This is a genomic window from Mycobacterium arosiense ATCC BAA-1401 = DSM 45069 (assembly GCF_002086125.1).
Taxonomy (GTDB): Bacteria; Actinomycetota; Actinomycetes; order Mycobacteriales; family Mycobacteriaceae; genus Mycobacterium; species Mycobacterium arosiense.
Map to the genome: position 1 here is coordinate 29,361 of NZ_MVHG01000033.1, position 17,599 is coordinate 46,959.

Sequence of the window (17,599 nt, forward strand, 5' to 3'; positions counted from 1 at the left end):
TGATTGGCAGCCTACCGCGTCGGGGGAGGCGAGAACTCAAGCCCTGCGAGCAGGTCCGATTCCCAGCCCCGCTCGTCGCGCTCCCCCGCCGCGCCGCCGGCCAAGACGTAGTGCTCTTGCCCCAGAATCGGTATGGCCGCGTTGTTGGACAGCGCGCAGGCGCGACCGGTCGGTCCGACCACCACCTGCGTCGCGTGTGCGGCGAGCGCCGCCCGCTTGGCGGCCACGGCCTCCGGGGCGGTCTCGACGACGGCGTCGATGTCCTCGTCGGCGTAGCCGAAGGTGAACTCGTCTTTCGGCGGGATCGACCATTCCGGCCGCAGATCCTCGGTCGTCAGCGCGTCCATGGCCGCCTCGAAGGCGCTCGTCGCGAAGACCGACCAGTAGAACTTCGGCACGGCCCAGGGCTCGCCGGGAAAATCGGCGCCGGCTCCGGGGCCGGCCGCCGCCACGGCGGCCACCGTCACCCGGTGCGCGTGGACGTGATCGGGATGGCCGTAGCCGCCGCCCGGATCGTAGGTCACCACGACGTGCGGACGCTGCTCGCGGATGACGGCGACCAGCGCGCCGACGGTTTCGCGTTCGTCGGCGTCGATGAAGCGTTGCCGGTGCCGCGTCGGCGTGCCGCTCATACCCGAATCGCGCCATCGTCCGGCGCCGCCGAGGTAGTGGGGCTCGCCCACGCCCAGCGCACGCAGCGCGGCGGTCAACTCGCCGATTCGGTAGCCGCCGAGTTGATCCGCGCGATCGACGGCGAGTCCGGCCCACCGATCGCCGATCACCTCGCCCTCCTCGCCCAGCGTGCAGGTGACCACCCGGACATCCGCCCCTCGGGCGGTGTAGTGGGCGATGGTGGCGCCGGTGCCGAGGCTTTCGTCGTCGGGGTGCGCGTGGACGAACAGCAGCCGCGGCGTCTCAGGCATGGACGGCACCCTACCGGCAGCCGCAACGATTTCGGCAGCCCGGCGGCTACCCACCGGTAAAGCGGCGGGTAGGAACGCACACGGCTACTATCGAGGAGTGCCCCAGCTCACGGACGCAGACCGTGCCGGCAGCCGAAGCCGCCGCCGCGGTGAGGTCCTCGAACGCGCCCTTTACGAAGCCACCCTGGCCGAGCTGACCGAGGTCGGTTACGGCGGCCTGACCATGGAGGGAATCGCGGCGCGCGCCCATACCGGCAAGGCCGCCCTGTACCGGCGGTGGGATACCAAGTGCGAGTTGGTGCACGACGCTCTGGTGTTCGCGCTACCGCCGCTGCCCGAGCTGCGTTCCGGCCGTTCGGCCCGGGAGAACCTGCTGGCGATGTTCACCGCGCAGCGCGACCTGTTGGCGGGAAAGACCGGTTTTCCGGGTCTGGACGTCATCCATCAGCTGCTGCACGAGCCCGAGATGCGGGCCATCTTCGCCGACGCGGTGGTGCGGCCGCGAATGAAAATCGTCGAATCGATCCTGCAGGCGGCCATTGCCGACGGCGACCTCGATCCGGAGACGGTCACCCCGCTCACCGCCCGCATCGGGTCGGCTCTGATCAACCAGCACTTCCTGCTGAACGGGTCGCCGCCGAACCGGCGCGAGCTGGCGCTGATCGCCGACACCGTGATCCCGCCGCGAACAGCGCGGCCCGGCGACTGACGACGCGGGCGTTACGGCCCGGTCTTGATCCACTTGCCGGCGTCGCCGACGATGCCGACGGGCACCGCACCGGACAAGCTGACGTTCTGCACGCTGGGTCCGGCGCCGACGATCGTGGTGTCCTGCAGGATCGGCAGCACGGTGGACATGTTCCACAGGCGCGGTTCGACCGCGGTGATCACGTCGTTGATGTTCTTGGTGCCGGCCAGCGCGGCGTCGATGTTCGACTGGATGCTGCGATCGCAGATCCCGGTGAGGTTCGACGGCGCCTGCACCAGGGCGTTGGGATCGGCCGGCCGGCTGGGCGGCGGCGTGGTCGTCGGTGTCGTCGACGCGGCGGGCGGCGCGGTCGACGGCGGGGGACCGGCGGGGGCCGACCGCGCGGGCGCCGGCCCGCTGGAGGTGGGCACCTGGGTGGATTCCAGTGCGGGACAACCGTATCGGGAGGCGAGCCGGGTCGCGAGGTTTCCGCCCGCCTGGTGCCAGCCGACGATCGCGTCCACGCGATTGTCGTTCAGCGCATCGTGATAGAGGGTGACCGGGTCCAGCGCCAGTACGGTCGCGGCGATGCCGACGTTGCGCAGCCGGTCGGCGGCGGTGTTGGCCACCGCGACCGACGTTGGGTCGTTGGCCGCGACCCCGATCACCAGTGAAAGCTGTTGGCCGTCTTTGCTGATCCGGCCGCGAATGACCTCGGGCGGCTCGGTGGTCGGCGGGGCTGATGGCGGCGGCGCCGCCGAAGCCGAAGTGTTGGGGTCGACCTTGTATCCGGCCCCCTCCAGCAACGCCAGCGCCGCCGGAGTCGTCATCGCCGGCGGCGCGGTCGGCTCGTAGCCCGGGTCGCTCGGCGCGCGGATCTGGGCCTGGTCAAGCGTGACGGTGTTGTCGCTGCCCGCGCCCACAGCCGCGAGCAGGTCGACGTCGAGCAGTCCCAGGATCGCCTTACGAACTTGCGTGTCGGCCAGTTTGGGCTGGGTGGCCCGCAGCGTGAGCTGCATGACCCGCGGCGTCACGATCCGGGCGGTCCGGACATCGGGAATCGCCGACAGCTGCGCGAAGGCCGCCGAGCCGCCATGCACCTGCGCCACCTGCGTGTCGCCATTGCGCACGGAATCGGCCAGCGCGGCCGGCGCACCGGCGCGGCGGAACAAAATGAGCGCGGGTTTGGCCGGCGGTCCCCAGTAGCGGTCGTTGCGGGCCACCAGGATCTCGTCGCGCTGCGGGTCGATGCTTTCCACTCGGAACTGGCCGCCCGTGACCGGAAGCGCCCGGGCCAGGCCCGCGGCGAAACCGCCGGGTACGTCCTTGACGATGTGCGCCGGAAGGATGTTGCTGAACAACTCCTTCCACGCCGGATACGGTTCGGCGAACGTGACCACCGCCTGCTTGCCGCCCTCCAGGGACTGCACGCCGGTGATGAGGTCGTACCCGGCCGGGTCGACGACCCCGGGCTGGCTGACCATCTGGTGCCACAGGTACCAGAAGTCGTCGGCGGCGATGGGCGCGTTGTCGGTCCACTGCGCCTCCGGCCGGATCTTGTAGGTCACCGTGAACGGGTTCTGGCTGGTCACGTCGGCCGACACCAGCAGGGTCGGGTCCATCTCCCAGCGGGAACCGGTCGGCATGTTGGGGTCGGGGACCGGCCGAAAGGCGCTCGGCAGCACCAGCGCGCTGATCGCCGCGTTGACCGGGGACAGGTCGGACAGCAGGTGCGGGTTGAAGCCGGCCCCGATCGAGTCGATGCCCATGATGATCTCGGTGGGCCGGGGCGGTGGCGGCACGGAATTGTGCGGCGTGTCGGTGCTCTGCGGCGCCGGCGGCGGGTTGACCGTGCAGGCCGACAGCACCAGTCCGACCAGGAAGATCAGTCCGCCCAGCACCATGAACCAACGGCGGACTCGTCTCGGCACGCTGATCAGGGTATCGAGCAACCGCACAGCGGCCCGGCCGACCACCCGGTGCTAACCCCGGGCCTTGGCGCGCGACCGGCTGCGGGCCCGGGAGGTGGCGTCCAGCTCGACCTTGCGCACCCGCACGATCTCCGGGGTCACCTCGACGCATTCGTCTTGCGCGCAGAATTCCATGGCCTGCTCGAGATCGAGTTCGAGCGGCCTGGCCAGCGTTTCGATGACATCGGCGGTGGACGACCGCATGTTGGTCAGCTTCTTCTCGCGGGTGACGTTGATGTCGAGATCCTCTGCGCGCGGGTTGATTCCGACGACCATGCCCTCGTAGGTGTCCTGGCCGGGTTCGACGAAGAACTGGCCCCGGTCGGCGAGCTGGATCATGGCGAACGGCGTGATGGTGCCGGCGCGGTCGGACACCAGCGAGCCGGTGTGACGGGCGCGGATCTCCCCCGCCCACGGCCGGTACCCGTCGAACACCGCGTTGGCGATGCCGGTGCCGCGGGTGACGGTCAGGAAGTCGGTGCGGAATCCGATCAGGCCGCGGCTGGGCACGATGAAGTCCATCCGGACCCAGCCCGCCGCGTGGTTGGTCATCTCCTCCATGCGGCCCTTGCGGGCGGCCATCAGCTGGGTGATGGCGCCGACGAACTCCTCGGGGCAGTCGATGGTCATCGCCTCGAAGGGCTCGTGCAGCTTGCCGTCGATCGTCTGCGTGACGACCTGGGGTTTGCCGACGGTCAGCTCGAAACCCTCGCGGCGCATCTGCTCGACGAGCACCGCCAGCGCGAGCTCGCCGCGGCCCTGCACCTCCCAGGCGTCGGGCCGGTCGATATCGACGACCTTGATGGAGACGTTGCCGACGAGTTCGGCGTCGAGCCGCGCTTTCACCATCCGGGCGGTCAGCTTGTGGCCCTTCACCTTGCCCGCCAGCGGCGAAGTGTTGGTGCCGATGGTCACCGAGATGGCGGGCTCGTCGACCGTGATGCGCGGCAGCGCGTGCGCGTGGTCCGGATCGGCCAGCGTGTCGCCGATCATGATCTCCGGAATGCCCGCGACGGCGACGATGTCGCCGGCGACGGCCTCATCGGTGGGCGTGCGTTCCACGCCCTCGGTCACCAGCAGTTCGGTGATCTTCGCTGCTGTGATGACGGGATGCCCGTCGACCTCGCGCATCCAGGCGACCTGCTGGCCCTTGCGGATCCGGCCCTTGTAGATGCGGATCAGCGCGAGCCGTCCGAGGAAGGCCGAGGCGTCGAGGTTGGTGACCAGGGCCTGCAGCGGCGCCTCGGGATCGCCCTGCGGCGGCGGGATGTGCTCGAGCAGAACATCGAACAGCGGATCCAGGTTGTCGCCCTCGGGGTTTTCGCCATTGGCCGGTTCGGTCGTGCTGGCGATGCCCGCCCGGCCCGAGGCGTACAGCGTCGGCAGGTCCAGGGCGTGCTCGGCGGCCTTCTGCGCGTCCCCGTCGAGGTCGGAGGCCACGTCGAGCAGCAGGTCGTGGCTTTCCGAGACGACCTCGGAGATCCGGGCGTCCGGCCGGTCGGTCTTGTTGACGACCAGGATCACCGGAAGGTGGGCGGCGAGGGCCTTGCGCAGCACGAACCGGGTCTGCGGCAGCGGCCCCTCCGAGGCGTCGACCAGCAGCAGGACCCCGTCCACCATCGACAGTCCGCGCTCCACCTCGCCACCGAAATCGGCGTGCCCCGGGGTGTCGATGACGTTGATGACGGTCGTCGTTCCGTCCGCATTCTTGCGATGCACGGCCGTGTTCTTGGCCAGGATCGTGATGCCCTTTTCCTTCTCCAGGTCCCCGGAGTCCATCAGGCGCTCGACCGCGTCGTCCCCCCGGTGGTGCAACGCGCCCGACTGCCGCAGCATCGCGTCGACCAGCGTGGTCTTTCCGTGGTCGACGTGGGCGACGATGGCGACGTTGCGGAATAGCACGTCGGTGATTGTGGCAGCGGGGGCCTTTCAAAGCGAACTGGCTAGCGAACCGGCTGGTGACCGGGCGCCGTTGGCCGGCCGCTACCAGCCCCGCCGGCGCGGTGCGGTGCCGACGAGTTGACCCTTACCGGCCGCCTCGCGGCTGCGGTAGACGATATAGGGCCGGAACAGGTAGACGACCGGGGCGCTGAACACATGCACCAGCCGGGTGAACGGCCACAGCGTGAACAACACCATGCCGATCAGGGCGTGCAGCTGGTAATCCAGCGGCGCGTTGATCATCACCTCACCGTGCGGCTGGAAGATCCAGATCCGGCGGAACCACAACCCGACCGTGTAGCGGTAGTGGAACTCCCCGCCGTGCGGGCCGGTACCGATCAGGTCGCAGTACAGGCCCGCCACGATCGCCAGCACCAGCACCGTATACATCACCTTGTCGCTGCGGGTGGTGGCCATGGAGACCGCCGGGCGGGTGAACCGCCGGTAGATCAGCAACCCGATGCCGACCAGCGTCGCGACGCCGGCCATCGACCCGGCGATGACGGCCTGCAGGTGGTAGAGGTGGTCGCTCATCTTCATCATCTGGGTGACCTTCGGCGGAATGAACAACCCCATCACGTGTCCGAAGAAGACCGCCAGGATGCCGAAATGGAAGATGGGGCTGGCGATGCTCAGCAGTCGTGACTCGTAGATCTGCGACGACCGCGAGGTCCAGCCGAATTTGTCGTAGCGGTAGCGCCACCAGGTGCCCACGATCAGCACCGACAGCGTGACGTAGGGTGCGATGTCCCAGAAGAGGACGTTGCTAAACACTTGGCGATCCTTTGCGGGGTGGCACGGTCAAGGTAAACGGTTGCAGTCCAACGGCTTCCGCGGGCGGTCCGGCCTGCGCCAGCCGCTCGGCGCGGCGCACTTCCTGATCGGTCGCGTCGGGCAGGGTCTCGCAGACCGCCGCCACCGTCGGTTCGTAGGGCGACCCGGCGTCGGCCAGCGCGCCGCGCAGCACGTCGATCGGCACACGGTGCTGGTTGAGCAGATGCCGCCCAGCGTCGGGATCGACGGTGGCGGCGAATTCGAGCACCACGGCCAGATGATCGGGCGCCTCACCGCCCGGCGGCTGCACCCCCGCCTCCCGGTAGGCGGTGGCGAATGCCAGCATCTCCCGGCCGCGGTTGCGGGTGTCCCCCGCGGTCCAGTAGGTCAGGTACATGGTGCAGCGCCGGCGCATGTCGAACGTCGCGACGTAGTCCATCGCCGCGGGCATCGGCTCGACCGCACGCAGCGCCGCGACGGTCCGCCCCAACAACGCCTCCGGTGGGCCGCTGACGTGGCTCAGCAGCTCGTCGACCGTGTCAAGGCGCCCGGCCAACCCGTCGTCCGGGTAGGCCAGCAGCAGCGAGGCCGCCTGCCACACCAGGCGATCCTGCATCGCCCGGGTGGTGGAACGCTCGCGCAGCGCCGAAAGCAGCCTCATCGCTGCCGCCCTTCGGGGAACATGCCGGCGGGCACCTGGCCGCCGTCCCAGTTGAGCAGGTTCACCCGCGCCGACCGCCGCGCGTTGCCGGGATCGTCCCCGCGCCGCTTGAGGGTGTGGAAGGTCTCGACGGACACCGGCACGGGATCCGACTCGTACATGCCCGGCCCGCCATCGCCGGTCAACGAGCAGCCGGTCATCTCCTCCAGGTCGCGGGCCTGCGGCGCGAAGGCGGTCGGAATGACATAGCGCTCTTCGTATTTCGCGATGGCCAGCAGCCGGTACATCTCGTAGATCTCTTCCTCGGTCAGGCCGACCGAATGCGGGATGTGCGGCTGAGTTTCCCGACCGAGGTTGATGTCACGCATGTAGGAGCGCATCGCCGCCAGCCGGCGCAACACGTCTTCGACCACGACGGTGTCACCGGCGGTGAACAGTTCGGCCAGGTACTGCATCGGAATACGCAGCGCGTCCAGCGCCCCGAACAGGTTGCCGAGGTCTTCCCCGTCGTGCCCGTCGCGGCTGACCGCGTCGACCACCGGCGAGAGCGGCGGGATGTACCAAACCATCGGCATGGTCCGGTATTCGGGGTGCAGCGGCAGCGCCACCTTGTAGGTGTGGATCAGCGCGTAGACCGGGGAACGCTGGGCGGCCTCGATCCACTCGTCCGGGATTCCCTCCGCCCGCGCACCGGCGATGACGTCCGGGTCGTTGGGATCGAGCAGGATCTCACACTGCGCGGGATAAAGATCGGTGTCCTTTTCCACCGACGCCGCTTCCAGCACCCGGTCGACGTCGTAGAGGACCACGCCCAGGTAGCGCAGGCGCCCCACGCAGGTCTCCGAACAAATGGTCGGCAGGCCGACCTCCATCCGCGGGTAGCACAGCGTGCACTTCTCGGCCTTGCCCGTCTTGTGGTTGAAATAGACCTTCTTGTAGGGACATCCGGACACACACATCCGCCAGCCGCGGCAGCGGTCCTGGTCGACCAGCACGATGCCGTCCTCGCTGCGCTTGTACATCGCGCCCGACGGGCACGACGCCACGCAGGACGGGTTGAGGCAGTGCTCGCAGATCCGGGGCAGATAGAACATGAAGGTCTCTTCGAGCGAGAGCTTCACCTCCTCGCTGACCTTCTTCAGGATCGGGTCGTTGGCCAGGATCTCCGGCGACCCGGCCAGGTTGTCATCCCAGTTCGGCCCCCACGAGACCTTCATCGGCTCACCGCTGATCAGGCTGCGGGGCGCGGCCGTCGGGAAGGTGTCACCCGCGGGGGCGGTGGTCAAGTTTTCGTAGTCGTAGGTCCATGGCTCGTAGTAGTCACCGATGACCGGCAGCTTCGGATTGGCGAAGATGCGCAGCAGCTTTTGCAGCCGCCCGCCGTCGCGTAGCCGCAGCCGGCCCTTCTGGTCCCGAATCCAGCCGCCGCGCCACTTTTGCTGGTCTTCGTAGGTGCGCGGATAGCCTTGTCCGGGACGGGTTTCGACGTTGTTGAACCACACGTACTCGGTACCGGATCGGTTGGTCCACGCCTGCTTGCACGTCACCGAACAGGTGTGACAACCGATGCATTTGTCCAGGTTCATCACCATCGCCAACTGCGCCATGACCTTCATCGCGTCCCCCCATCCCGCGTCGTGTCGGTGCGCATCAGTACTGCACCTCCTGACTACGGCGGCGCACGACGGTCACCTCGTCGCGCTGGTTGCCGGTCGGACCCAGGTAGTTGAAGGCGAATGCGTGTTGGGCGTAACCGCCGGCCAGGTGGCTGGGCTTGATGCGGACCCGGGTCAGCGCGTTGTGGTTACCGCCGCGCTTGTTGTTGGTCTCGGAGCGCGGGGTGTCCACCGTGCGCTCCTGGACGTGGTAGACGTACACCACACCGTCGGGCATTCGGTGCGAGACGATCGCCCGGCACACGTAGATGCCGTTGACGTTCACCGCCTCAACCCAATCATTGTCGCGCACATTGATTTTCGCCGCATCACCCGGACTCATCCACATCGTCGGGCCACCGCGGGACAACGAGAGCATGTAGAGGTTGTCCTGATAGGTGGAGTGGAACGACCACTTCGAGTGCGGGGTCAGGTAGCGCACCGTGAGCCCGATGCCGCCGTCACCGTCCGGGGTCGGGCCCAGCTGTGGCTGGCCGAACAGTCGCGCCATGTCCAGCGGCGGCCGGAACACCGGCAGGTGCTCGCCGAGTTCCTCGACCCAGTCGTGGGCCAGGTAGAAGTGCATCCGCCCGGTCAGGGTGTGGAACGGCTTGAGGTTCTCGATGTTGATGGTGAACGGCGCGTAGCGACGCCCGCCCGTTTCGCTGCCCGACCATTCCGGGCTGGTGACCACGGGAACGGGCCGGGCCTGGGTATCGGCGTAGCTGATGCGCTTGTCCTCGCTGCCTTCGGCCAGATGCACCAGCCGCTGACCGGTGCGCTTCTCCAGTTCGTGGAATCCCTCGACCGCCAGTCGCCCGTTAGTCGTGCCGGACAGCAGCAGCAGCACGTCGGCCATCCGCGACGCGGTCGTGACGGCCGGACGACCGGCCGCCACACCGGATTTCAGCACACCGAACTTGGCGGCCAGCTCCTCGACCTCACGGAAGGGGTGCACCGTGACGCCCTTGGTGGTCAAGCCGAACTTGTCGACCAGCGGCCCCAGGGTCAGCCACTTGTCGTAGATCGCGCCATAGTCGCGCTCCACCACGGTGATCTTGCCCATCGTCCGGCCGGGCACCGGCGTCGCGCCCGAGTGCAGCCAATCGGATTCGGTGCCATCGGGACAGGCCATCGCGTCCGGGGTGTCGTGCTGCAGCGCGCTGAGCACGACGTCGGTGCGGGTGCCCAGATGGTCCTTGGCCATGACGCTGAAGGCGCGGGCGATCGCACCGAAAGCGTCGAAGTCCGAACGGGTTTCCCACGGCGGATCGGTCGCGGCGCTGAACGCATGCACGTAGGGGTGCATGTCCGTGCTAGAGATGTCGGCCTTCTCGTACCAGGTGGCCGCCGGCAGCACAACGTCGGACACCAGCGTCGTCGAGGTCATCCGGAAGTCGATCGACATCATCAGGTCGAGCTTGCCCTCGGGGATGTCGCCCTCACACGTCACGTCGACGGGCCGCACCCCGTCCGCCGGCGGCCGCGCCGAAGCGTTGGAATCGGTGCCCAGCAGATGACGCAGGAAGTATTCGCCGCCCTTGCCCGACGAGCCGATCAGGTTGGCGCGCCAAACGGTAAGCACCCGTGGCCAATTCACCGGGTTGTCGGGATCGGTCACGGCCAGCTTGAGCTTGCGCTGGCCCAGCTGTTCGGCGACGTACTCGGCGACGTCGCGGTCGGCGGCGCGCGCCTCGTCGGCGACGTCCAGGCTGGATCGGTCGAACTGGGGGTAATACGGGCTCCACCCCATGGCCACCGCGGACGCCAACAGGTCCATGGTGTGCTTGCCCGCGAACCTGCCCCGGCCCACCGGGCTGGCCAGTTTGTCGGCGCCGTATCCGTCGTAGCGCCATTGGTCGGTGTGTGCGTACCAGTAGGAGGCGCCGGGCACCTGCCGCGGTGGACGCACCCAGTCGGTTGCCATCGCCATCGTCTGGAATCCGGTGAGCGGGCGGACCTTTTCCTGGCCGACGTAGTGGGCCCAGCCACCGCCGTTGCGGCCCATCGACCCGGTCAGCATCAGCAGCGCCAGCACCGCACGATAGATCGCATCGCTGTGGAACCAGTGACAGATGCCGCCACCCATGATGATCATGGAACGGCCGCCGGATTCCTCGGCGCTGTGCGCGAATTCCCTTGCCACGCGGATGGCCTGGGCGGCGGATACGCCGGTGATCGCCTCCTGCCACGCCGGGGTGTTCTGCTGGGTGGCGTCGTCATAGCCGGTGGGCCATTCGCCGGGCAGGCGGGGGCGTGCCACACCGTATTGGGCGAGCATCAGGTCGAAGACGGTGCACACCAGGTGCTTGCCGATCCGGCGCACCGGGACCCCGCGCGCCACCGTCGTGCCCTCGCCGTCGATCGTGTCGAAGCTGGGCAGGTGAACGAGCGCGGTGTCGCCAGGGTCGTTGCGGCCCTGGGCGTCTCGCACACTGAGCGCGGGCGTCAGGTCGCCCAGATCAAGGTTCCACTTTCCGACGCCCGACTCGCCGTACCGGAACCCCAGCGAACCGTGCGGCACCACAACCGAATCGGTGGTCTCGTCCAGCACCGCTGGCTTGAGTGCGGCGTTCTCGGAGCTTTTGAAGGCCTCCCCCAGGTCCGCGGCCGTGAGGTTCTTTCCCGGCACCACCATGTCACCGCGCTGTTCGAGTTTGATCAGGAACGGCAGGTCGGTGTAGCGACGGGAGTAGTCGGTGAAGAACGGAACCTGCTTATGCACATAGCATTCCGAGAGGATGACGTGGCCCATCGCCATGGCCAGCGCACCGTCGGTGCCGGCCGCACAGGGCATCCACTCGTCGGCGAACTTGGTGTTGTCGGCGTAGTCCGGGCTGACGGTCACCACCTTGGTGCCGCGGTAGCGGGCCTCGGCCATCCAGTGCGCATCGGGCGTGCGGGTGATCGGGACGTTGGAGCCCCACATCATCAAATACGCTGCGTCCCACCAGTCCCCGGATTCCGGCACGTCGGTCTGGTCACCGAAGACCTGCGGCGAAGCGACCGGCAGGTCGGCGTACCAGTCGTAGAACGACGTCATGGGGGCGCCGATCAGCTCGAAGAACCGCGAGCCCGCCGTGTAGGACACCATCGACATCGCCGGGATGGGCGAGAACCCGGCGACGCGATCGGGTCCGTAGGTCTTGATGGTGTGCACGTGGGCGGCGGCGATCAGCTCGGTGGCCTCGGCCCAGGTGACCCGAACCAGGCCGCCCTTCCCGCGGGCCCGCTGATAGCGACGACGTCGCTCGGGATCGGCCTGGATGTCGGCCCAGGCCAGCACCGGGTCGCCCAGCCGCGCTTTGGCCTCCCGGTACAGCTCGATCAGCGCCCCGCGGGCGTAGGGGTAGCGCACCCGAGTGGGCGAGTAGCTGTACCACGAGAACGAGGCGCCACGGGGACAGCCGCGCGGTTCGTATTCGGGCCGGTCCGGGCCCACCGACGGGTAATCGGTCTGCTGGGTCTCCCAGGTGATGATCCCGTCCTTGACGTAGATCTTCCACGAGCACGATCCGGTGCAGTTCACCCCGTGCGTCGAGCGAACCACCTTGTCGTGGCTCCACCGGTCGCGGTAGAACACGTCGGCTTCACGGCCGCCCTCCCGGGTGACCGTGCGCAGGTCGGCCGAGATCTCGCCGGGGGTGAAGAACCGCCCGCTGCGCTCCAGAAGCTCCTCGAGCACTCCGCCGATGTGAGGTGTGACAGTCAAGAGGTACTCCTCCGATTCGGTAGCGTCGCGCCTCGTGACAGGGCCGTGCGTTCGGCCCCGCGTGTGTTGTGTCTGGCAGTCAGCCCGCGGGTCCACCCGCCCGCGCCAGCCCGGATCGGCTCAGCGCTCGGCACGCTGGGCCCGCGGGCTGGGCGGCGATACAGCACCAGCATAGATCTGGCTCGAAGGCGAAATCAGGTTCGCCGCGCGCGGGCGATCATTCGGAAAAGGCGTCATGAGCAGTGGTTTTTGCGCACCGTTAAGCCGCCCGTCCCGGCACCGGGGCCGCACGGGTTGAACAGGCATTCGGCTCGCTATCGGCACGCACATCCAGGGCAGCCTCGTGTGGCGTAGTTATTACAAGTCATATTGTTCTATTCAGAACACCGCGAACCTGCAACGCGGCTGTACACAAGCTGCCGGATCTCTGTGGATTTGTTATGAGGTAGGTCCTAGAGAGCTTTGGTCAGGTCCGCCAACCAGCCCCGATCCGCCGGCACCCAGTCGAGATCGTGCAGCTCGGCGGCGGTAATCCAGCGCAACGCCCGATGGTCGCGCGCATCGGGTTCGCCCCGCACCAGGCGCACGCGGTAGGCGCGCAGCGTGAAGCCGCCGTCCACCACGATGTCGTCGCCGAGCCGGCCGCCCACCGCGACGTCGCCGACCCGAAGACCCAACTCCTCGGCCAACTCGCGGGCCAGCGCGTCGCGCTCCGTTTCACCGGGCGAGACCTTGCCGCCGGGCAGCTCCCAGCGGCCGGCCAGCTCCGGCGGACGGACGCGTTGTGCCACCAAGACCTTGGCGTCGCGGATGAGGGCGCCGGCGACGACGATCTGGATCGGCATGGCCAGTCACGGTATACGGCGCCCATTGCGACGCACCCACCGCTCGGCGATGCCGCCGACGCCGGCGGGATCCGGCGGGGACCGCATGCGAGGGCAAACGCCTCCCCCCGCATCGCGGTGAGGGCCGTGCGGCCTCACCCCGAGACAGCCATAGCGGTCAATGCTCTATCGAACTCCTTTGGGACACAACGGCTCTCTTACGGTTTGGCCACCGTCGTGGAATACTTGAACCCGGTCGGTCACGACCACTACAGGCACTTCCAAAAGGCACTTCCAAATGAAGGGAGTTGGCAATGATCACCGAACCCACCAAGTCGTTCACTCGGATCTTTCGGGGTTATGACCCGGCTCTGGTCGACCCCTACATCGAGGCGTTGCTGGCCAAGGAGAAGTTGCTGATCGACGAAGTCCTGAACCTGCGGACCCAGCGGGACGAATCCAGCAATGAAGCGGCCGCGCTGCGGATCGAGGTCGCCTGCCTCAAGGATGAGGTGGCCGCCCTGTCGGACACGTCACCGACCCCCTACGCGATGCAACATCGGATGGCGAAGCTGCTGCGGCGCGCCCTCGATGAGGTTTCCCGGATGCAGGACGAGGCGCGCGCCGAGGCAGACGCGCTGATCGCGGATGCCGCCGCCGAGGTGGAGGCGGCGCGGCGAGAACACCGAGAGTTGTTGGAGCACATGGCCGCGCAGCGGAAGGCTCTCGAAGTGGAGTGTGACGAAACCAGGAAAAAGCTCGAGGCCGACCTCGCCGAGATGCGGGCCGAAGCCCAGTCGTTGATCGATGAGGCGTGGCAGCGCGCCCAGGATGAACGTGAGCAGTTGCTCGCCGAGGCAAAGCAGAAAGCCCACGAAATGGATGAGCGGGCCCACCGGGCGATGGACGAGGCGAACCAGCAGCGAATCATGATCCTGGAGGAACTGATGGGCGTGGCCCGCGACCTGCAGGGAATCCCTGCCAGCCTGGAGTCCGCTTACCAGCAACGACAGCACCTTCCCGAGGCCGGGGTCGTGGTGGCGTTGGACCAGAAAAATCAAGCGCCGGGTAATCCCGCAGTAGCCTCGTAGGTGACCACCTTCGCGGGGAGGTCAGATACATCAGGGCCGCCCCTCGATCAAGCCGTTATCCGAGAGGACGAGTCCGGTATGGCCGTGTTAACGGATGAGCAAGTGGACGCCGCACTGCCCGAGCTGGACGGATGGGAGCGGGCCGACGGCGCCCTGCGCCGCTCGATCAAATTTCCGAGTTTTCTCGCCGGTATCGACGCCGTGCGCCGGGTGGGCGAGCACGCGGAGAGCAAGGACCACCATCCAGACATCGACATTCGTTGGCGGACAGTGACATTCGCCCTAATCACCCACTCCGAGGGCGGCATCACCCAAAACGATATCGACATGGCCCGCGACATCAACGGCATCGTCGACAGCTAATTCTTGGTGCCATCGCCTCCGTCGGCGGTCACGCCGGCGTGCCGCTGGGCGTCGGCGGTGTCGCCGGCGTGACGCTCGGTGCGGTCCCCGCGGCTCGGCGCGCGGCTGAGCGCGATCCACAGCAACGTCGCCACCGCCGCGACGGTATAGATCAACCCGGCCCACGCCAGGTACCACGGGCGGCTTATCTGCCAGATGGTCGGTTGGGCGAAGCTCAGCAACCACGGAACGCCGATCATCGTGAGGGCCAGCCAGCCCCAGCCCACGAGGCGAGCACCTCGAAGTTCACGCACGGGGCCGTGGATCGCCCAGATCATCAACGGCACCAGCCACACCCAGTGATGGGTCCAGGAAATCGGTGAGAGCAGCAACCCGAACAGCTGCACCACCAAAAGCCGGCCCAGCCGATCGGCGGGATCCAGGGCCCGCCACGCCAGCACGGCCAGCACCGCGGTGACGGCGAGGGCGGCCACCAACAGCGGGCCGAATCCCACGTCGTGGCCCAGGATCCTTGAGATGCCCCCGCGCCAGGACTGATTGAACGACGTGGCGATGGGACCCACCCGGTGGGCGTCGCCCAGCAGGTCGGTGAAGTAGTAGCGCGTCTGATCGCCGACGACCGCAACCGAAACCCCAACGGTCGCAACGAAAACGACCGCCGAGCACACCGCGGCACCCCACCGGCGCGCGCCCACCAGATACGCGCCGGAGATCGCCGGTGTCAGCTTGATTCCGGCTGCCACGCCGACCAACAACCCCGACAGCCACCACCGCGTGCTGCACACCGCCCACAGCACCGCGGTCATCAGCAACACGTTGACCTGCCCGTAGTCGAAGGTGCTGCGCAGCGGCTCGATCCAGACGGCGACCGCCGTCCACAGCAGCGCGACACGCCGGTCGGTGACGTTGGCCGCCGGCCCGATCAGGCGCTGGCTGAGCCGGATCGCGCCATACAGCGCCGCCATGGTGGCGATCTGCCACAAAAACGCCACGAGGCCGAACGGCAACAGGTGCAACGGGTAGAAGACGACGGCCGCGAACGGCGGGTAGGTGAACGGCAGCGGGAAGTCCGGCGTCTGGTCGGCGTAGACGTAGCTGTACAAGCTGCCCGGGTGGTCGATCGCGGCGGATCCGCCGAGATACACGTGCAGGTCGACGAAGTTCGCGCCGTTGGGGGCCAGATACGTCCAGGCCAGCCGCGCGGCGATGCTCGCGATGAACAGCATCGGCGAGACCGCCTGGAGCAGACTCGCCAACCGCTGCGTGTTGGGTGCCGCCGGAGCGGCCGAGGTGGTGTCTATCCGCCCGACTTTAGCGAGCACGAGGGCCGCGCCGGCGCCGTCGGTCCTCACATCACCCCTAGGAGCGCCTATTTCGTGCGTTCGGTCACCGGTCTCACTCGTATCAGTAACGAGTTCATAAATGCCACACGTGTCACTTGAGTCCCATCTGCATCAAAGTAACTTCAGCGTCGAACCTGTAATCGATCAATCAGGGAGAGTCATGCCAACCATCTGGACTTACATGCGTGCAGCCGCCGTCGTGGTCGGTTCGTCCGCAGCGCTATTGACGGGCGGTATCGCCCACGCCGATCCGGTGCCGGCCCCGGCCGTGCCGAACATTCCGCAGCAGCTGATCAGTTCGGCGGCCAACGCGCCGCAAATCCTGCAGAACCTCGCGACCGCACTGGGCGCCACGCCGCCGGCGGCGCCGGCTTCTCCGGGCATCAGCTTCCCGGGTGTCCCGGCGGCCACCTCGCCGGCCTCCCCGGCGGCCCCGTCGGCGGGTCTTCCGTCGATTCCCGGACTGACCGCGCCGAGCAACCCCGCCGCCCAGGCGCCTGCTGCGGCGGCCAACCCCTTCCTTCCGGGGCTGGCGCAGTCGGCGACGCCCGCTGCGCCGTCTTCGGCGACCGGGGGCATTCCGGGGATGATCCAGGGCCTGACGGGTGCGCAGCCGGCGGCCGCGGGTCCCGCCGCACCGGCCGCTCCGTCGATCCCGGGCCTCCCGACGATCCCGGGTCTGTCGGCACCCGCGGCACCGGCCACCCCGCCGGCCCCGCAGATTCCGCAGGCGCAGGTCAACATGCCGGCGATGCCGGCCGGCCTGCCGGTCAGCGTGCCCCCGAAAGTGACGCTCCCGCAGGACCTGCCGGCGCTCGCCTCGGGACAGGCTCCGGCCGCACCCGCGGCGCCGGCGGCCAGCCCCGCCGGACCGGCAGCGCCGTTGCTGGCCGCCCTGCCCTGATCAGTTTCGTAACCGGCTAAACCACTACTGACAACCGGAGGACACCGTGGCAACCACTTGGAATCTGTCCAAAGGTTTGGCCGCCGCCGTCACAGCGTCGGCTGTCGCGTTCGGGCTCTGCCCGAGCGCGGCAGCCGACCCGGCGGCGCCGCTGCCGATACCGCAGCCGAATGCGGCCCAAGGGCTGCCGGGTCTACCTGCCCTGTCGCAGCTGAGCCCGCTCATCCAACAAGCCGCCACCGACCCGCAGCAAGCGACACAGCTGCTGATGGCCGCGGCGCAAGCCTTCGCCCACAGTCCGAGCACGCCCAACGAGTCGAAAAACGTTGCGGCGGCGGTCAATCAATTCGTTGCCGAGCCCGGCGCGCCGGTGCAACACGTGCCCGCGGCGGGGGCAGAGCCCGGTTTGCAGGCCCACCTGCCGGCCGGCATCGACCCGGCGCACGCGGCCGGCCCGGCCCCTCAGGCGGCACCCGCCGCGGCTCCGGCACCCTCGGCCGCTCCGGCACCCGCCGCGGCTCCGGCACCCTCGGCCGCTCCAGCACCCTCGGCCGCTCCGGCACCCGAGGCGCACCTGCCGGCCGGCATCGACCCGGCCCACGCGGCCGGCCCCGCACCCGCGGCGGCACCCGCCGCGCCGGCGCCCGCCCAACTGGCCAACGTGCCCGTCGCGCCGGCGCCCGCCCAACCGGCCAACGTGCCCGTCGCGGCACCCCTCCCGGCGCCACCGGCCCCGGTCGCGGCCCCTAC

13 protein-coding genes and 1 pseudogene are annotated in these 17,599 nt (G+C 68.5%); 5 read left to right on the top strand and 9 right to left on the bottom strand.

The annotated features are described in order from the left end of the window. Positions 1–11: 11 nt before the first annotated feature. On the bottom strand, positions 12–923 hold the full coding sequence (gene mshB / locus BST14_RS14705) for an N-acetyl-1-D-myo-inositol-2-amino-2-deoxy-alpha-D-glucopyranoside deacetylase (RefSeq protein ID WP_083065086.1): 912 nt from the start codon (positions 921–923) through the stop codon (positions 12–14). Positions 924–1,020: 97 nt separating this feature from the next. Between mshB and BST14_RS14710 the strand changes: the two genes are divergently transcribed. Beyond that, positions 1,021–1,632, top strand: a complete 612-nt coding sequence (locus BST14_RS14710) for a TetR/AcrR family transcriptional regulator (protein WP_083065087.1) — start codon at positions 1,021–1,023, stop codon at positions 1,630–1,632. Between the two features lie 11 nt (positions 1,633–1,643). Here BST14_RS14710 and BST14_RS14715 read toward each other — a convergent pair whose 3' ends face one another. From BST14_RS14715 to BST14_RS14745, 7 genes are all read right to left on the bottom strand, one after another. Further along, the gene (locus BST14_RS14715) at positions 1,644–3,548 is read right to left on the bottom strand and encodes an ABC transporter family substrate-binding protein (RefSeq protein WP_169926090.1); all 1,905 of its coding nucleotides are present in this window, start codon (positions 3,546–3,548) and stop codon (positions 1,644–1,646) included. Between the two features lie 45 nt (positions 3,549–3,593). Beyond that, complete coding sequence (typA, locus tag BST14_RS14720; protein WP_083065089.1) at positions 3,594–5,483, bottom strand: translational GTPase TypA; 1,890 nt, start codon at positions 5,481–5,483, stop codon at positions 3,594–3,596. Positions 5,484–5,564: 81 nt separating this feature from the next. Then, positions 5,565–6,296 (bottom strand): respiratory nitrate reductase subunit gamma, encoded by a 732-nt coding sequence (gene narI, locus BST14_RS14725; RefSeq protein ID WP_083065090.1) that lies wholly within the window; start codon positions 6,294–6,296, stop codon positions 5,565–5,567. Further along, positions 6,289–6,957 (bottom strand): nitrate reductase molybdenum cofactor assembly chaperone, encoded by a 669-nt coding sequence (gene narJ / locus BST14_RS14730; RefSeq protein ID WP_083065091.1) that lies wholly within the window; start codon positions 6,955–6,957, stop codon positions 6,289–6,291. The genes narI and narJ overlap by 8 nt, the downstream gene beginning before the upstream one ends. Further along, a complete protein-coding gene (narH, locus tag BST14_RS14735) occupies positions 6,954–8,573 on the bottom strand; it encodes a nitrate reductase subunit beta (protein WP_083065092.1) in 1,620 nt (539 codons plus the stop codon). Before narH ends, narJ begins: the two co-directional genes overlap by 4 nt. Positions 8,574–8,607: 34 nt before the next feature. Then, positions 8,608–12,324 carry a nitrate reductase subunit alpha gene (locus BST14_RS14740; RefSeq protein WP_083065093.1) on the bottom strand — a complete coding sequence of 1,239 codons (3,717 nt, stop codon included), beginning with the start codon at positions 12,322–12,324 and terminating at the stop codon, positions 8,608–8,610. A gap of 452 nt (positions 12,325–12,776) precedes the next feature. Continuing rightward, complete coding sequence (locus BST14_RS14745; protein WP_083065094.1) at positions 12,777–13,169, bottom strand: (deoxy)nucleoside triphosphate pyrophosphohydrolase; 393 nt, start codon at positions 13,167–13,169, stop codon at positions 12,777–12,779. 293 nt (positions 13,170–13,462) lie between these two features. Here BST14_RS14745 and BST14_RS14750 point away from each other — a divergent pair, with 293 nt between their 5' ends. Together BST14_RS14750 and BST14_RS14755 are read left to right on the top strand one after the other, a co-directional pair. Continuing rightward, on the top strand, positions 13,463–14,239 hold the full coding sequence (locus BST14_RS14750) for an ATP synthase subunit B family protein (RefSeq protein ID WP_083065095.1): 777 nt from the start codon (positions 13,463–13,465) through the stop codon (positions 14,237–14,239). A gap of 78 nt (positions 14,240–14,317) precedes the next feature. Next, positions 14,318–14,602, top strand: coding sequence for a 4a-hydroxytetrahydrobiopterin dehydratase (locus BST14_RS14755; protein ID WP_083065096.1), 285 nt, complete (start codon positions 14,318–14,320; stop codon positions 14,600–14,602). Here the strand turns inward: BST14_RS14755 and BST14_RS14760 are convergent. Then, positions 14,599–15,954, bottom strand: coding sequence for a mannosyltransferase (locus BST14_RS14760; RefSeq protein ID WP_142279410.1), 1,356 nt, complete (start codon positions 15,952–15,954; stop codon positions 14,599–14,601). The genes BST14_RS14755 and BST14_RS14760 overlap by 4 nt on opposite strands. Positions 15,955–16,105: 151 nt before the next feature. On the opposite strand from BST14_RS14760, the gene BST14_RS14765 reads away from it, so the two are divergent. Together BST14_RS14765 and BST14_RS14770 are read left to right on the top strand one after the other, a co-directional pair. Continuing rightward, positions 16,106–16,849 carry a hypothetical protein gene (locus tag BST14_RS14765; protein WP_083065098.1) on the top strand — a complete coding sequence of 248 codons (744 nt, stop codon included), beginning with the start codon at positions 16,106–16,108 and terminating at the stop codon, positions 16,847–16,849. 46 nt (positions 16,850–16,895) lie between these two features. After that, positions 16,896–17,599, top strand: a pseudogene (locus tag BST14_RS14770) (Rv1157c family protein); the annotation flags it as partial.